Source organism: Streptomyces pathocidini, assembly GCF_001418495.1.
Classification (GTDB): Bacteria; Actinomycetota; Actinomycetes; order Streptomycetales; family Streptomycetaceae; genus Streptomyces; species Streptomyces pathocidini.
In genome coordinates this window covers 1-2,330 of sequence record NZ_LIQY01000486.1, presented here as the reverse complement: position 1 = coordinate 2,330, position 2,330 = coordinate 1, and the positions used below count along the sequence as shown (strand labels likewise).

Genomic DNA, 2,330 nt, shown 5'->3' with positions numbered 1-2,330 from the left:
CCCGCCATGGCCATGGCGGGATTCGCGCTGCTGGGGGTCGGGGTCGCGGTCGTGGTCCCGCTGGCCTTCGCCGCGGCGGGCCGCAGCGGCCCGGCGCCGAGCCAGGCGATCGCGGGTGTCGCCACCATCACGTACGCCTCGGGGCTGATCGCGCCGTCCGCGATGGGCTCGATCGCGGACGCGACCTCGCTGACGGTGTCGTTCGGCGTGGTGACGGCGCTGACCCTGGGGCTGGTGCTGGGCGCGGGGGTGCTGCGCTCGGCGCAACCGGAACCGGCGCGGCGGGGTGCGCCCCAGTCCGCGGGTGCGGGGGCGGGCACGGCCGCGGACACCGGCGCCGCGGTCGCGGACCGGCCCTAGCCCCCTAGCCGGGCTGCGCTTCCTTCGGCTCCTCGGCCGGGCCGCCGTCCTGCTCCGCCTGGGGGCTGCGCGGGCATTCCGGGTTGGCGCACGGCCCCGGCTCCCAGACCGGAACGTACGCGCCGAGCACCTTGCGGCGGCGCTTCACGACGGCCTCGACGGGCTGGTGGCACGCGGGGCAGGTGAACTTCGCGGCGCTCCAGCCCTCGGGCTCATGTTGGCTGGCCATACCTCAACGGTAGGCCCGAACCGGCCTGTCCGGCGCCTCAGGAGGGCTGATCAGTCGGCCGATGGTGCGGCGGTGCGCCGCTCCCGGGCCAGGAACCGCAGCGCGTGGTAGCCGGTCAGGACGATGATCGTGCCGAGGGCGATGCCGCTCAGCGAGAACTGGTCGGAGAACTCCAGCGACACGTTCCCGATGCCGACGATGATCCCGGCGGCGAGCGGCACCAGGTTGACCGGGTTTCCGAGGTCGACCCGGTTCTCGATCCAGATCTTCGCCCCGAGCAGCCCGATCATGCCGTAGAGGATCACGGTGATCCCGCCCAGCACCCCACCCGGCACCGCCGCGATCACCGCGCCGAACTTGGGGCACAGCCCGAAGAGGATGGCGAAGAAGGCCGCCGCCCAGTACGCGGCGGTGGAGTAGACCCGGGACGCGGCCATCACGCCGATGTTCTCGGCGTACGTGGTGGTGGCCGGGCCGCCGACCGCGGTGGACAGCACCGTCGCCGCCCCGTCCGCGGCGATCGCGCCGCCCATCCGGTCGTCGAGCGGGTCGCCGGTCATCTCGCCGACCGCCTTCACATGCCCCGCGTTCTCGGCGATCAGCGCGATGACGACGGGGAGGGCGACGAGTACGGCCGAGGCCTCGAAGCTCGGCGCGTGCAGGCTGGGCAGTCCGATCCAGTCGGCGTGGGCGACCGCACTGAGGTCCAGCCTCCAGTGATCGGTCGTCCTGCCGGAGCCGTCCGGCGAGTTGATCTTCCCGAACCCCAGGTCGAGGAGCCAGGAGAAGACGTAGCCGAAGACCAGTCCGAGGAAGATCGCGATCCGGCCCCAGAAGCCCCGCAGCGCGACGAGCGCGAACCCGGTGAACAGGAGGGTGGCCAGCGCCGTCCACTGGTCCTGCGGCCAGTAGGTCCCGGCGGCGACGGGCGCCAGGTTGAAACCGATCAGCATCACGGCGCTGCCGGTCACCGCGGGCGGCAGCACGGCGTGGATGACGCGCGCGCCCAGCGCCCGTACGACCAGCCCGCAGGCGAGGAGCACGGCGCCGACGACGAGCAGGGCGCCCGTCAGTGTCGCGGGCGAGCCGCCCTCCTTGGCGATGATCGCGGCGACGCCGACGAAGGAGAGGCTGCTGCCGAGGTAGCTCGGGATCTTCCCGCTCGTGACCAGCAGGAAGAAGATCGTCGCGAAGCCGGAGACCATGACGGCGAGGTTGGGGTCGAGCCCCATGAGGATCGGGGCCACGAAGGTCGCGCCGAACATGGCGACGACGTGCTGGGCGCCGAGGCCGATCGTGCGGCCCCAGGAGAGGCGCTCGTCGGGGCGCACGACCGCGCCCGGTGCGGGGCTGCGCCCGTCTCCGTGCAGCTTCCAACCCACTCCGAGACGCATCCGCGTGACTCCCGCCGTACCCACAGCAATCTCCGGGCGATGCTGCCCGAACCGAACAAAACGAGCCAACGGTAATCCAGCAACAACGATTGCCCCTAATCGCGGGGGCTCCGCCGGGTTGTGGGCATGCGTGCCGCCAAGGGCTGAGGTAGGCACGGCCCGCACCCGGAGGACGGCCTGTGCCCCTTTCGGAGCGTGGCCGAGCGCAACATTTCGGAGCGTGGCCGGTCACAACAGGCCACCGGACCTGATCGTTTCGCACGCGACTGCACGCCGGTGGCCACACCGCACCCACCCTCCCCAGACTCCGTCCGGGCCCCGGCCCGCCGGCGGACCGCCTGCCCACA

At 72.5% G+C, this 2,330-nt stretch carries 2 protein-coding genes and 1 pseudogene; 1 reads left to right on the top strand and 2 read right to left on the bottom strand.

The features are described from left to right. Nucleotides 1-360: pseudogene (locus AOK16_RS28615) on the top strand (MFS transporter); the annotation flags it as partial. Between the two features lie 4 nt (nucleotides 361-364). Here the strand turns inward: AOK16_RS28615 and AOK16_RS20995 are convergent. Both AOK16_RS20995 and AOK16_RS20990 read right to left on the bottom strand, forming a co-directional pair. After that, nucleotides 365-589 carry a hypothetical protein gene (locus AOK16_RS20995; protein ID WP_055473744.1) on the bottom strand — a complete coding sequence of 75 codons (225 nt, stop codon included), beginning with the start codon at nucleotides 587-589 and terminating at the stop codon, nucleotides 365-367. A 50-nt stretch (nucleotides 590-639) separates the two neighbouring features. Beyond that, nucleotides 640-1,983, bottom strand: coding sequence for a uracil-xanthine permease family protein (locus tag AOK16_RS20990; RefSeq protein WP_055473743.1), 1,344 nt, complete (start codon nucleotides 1,981-1,983; stop codon nucleotides 640-642). Nucleotides 1,984-2,330 lie beyond the last annotated feature (347 nt).

What these genes read in the sequence shown, in the direction of transcription:
- AOK16_RS20995 (WP_055473744.1), bottom strand. Translation starts at nt 589, where the DNA reads ATGGCCAGCCAACATGAGCCCGAGGGCTGGAGCGCCGCGAAGTTCACC.
- AOK16_RS20990 (WP_055473743.1), bottom strand. Translation starts at nt 1,983, where the DNA reads ATGCGTCTCGGAGTGGGTTGGAAGCTGCACGGAGACGGGCGCAGCCCC.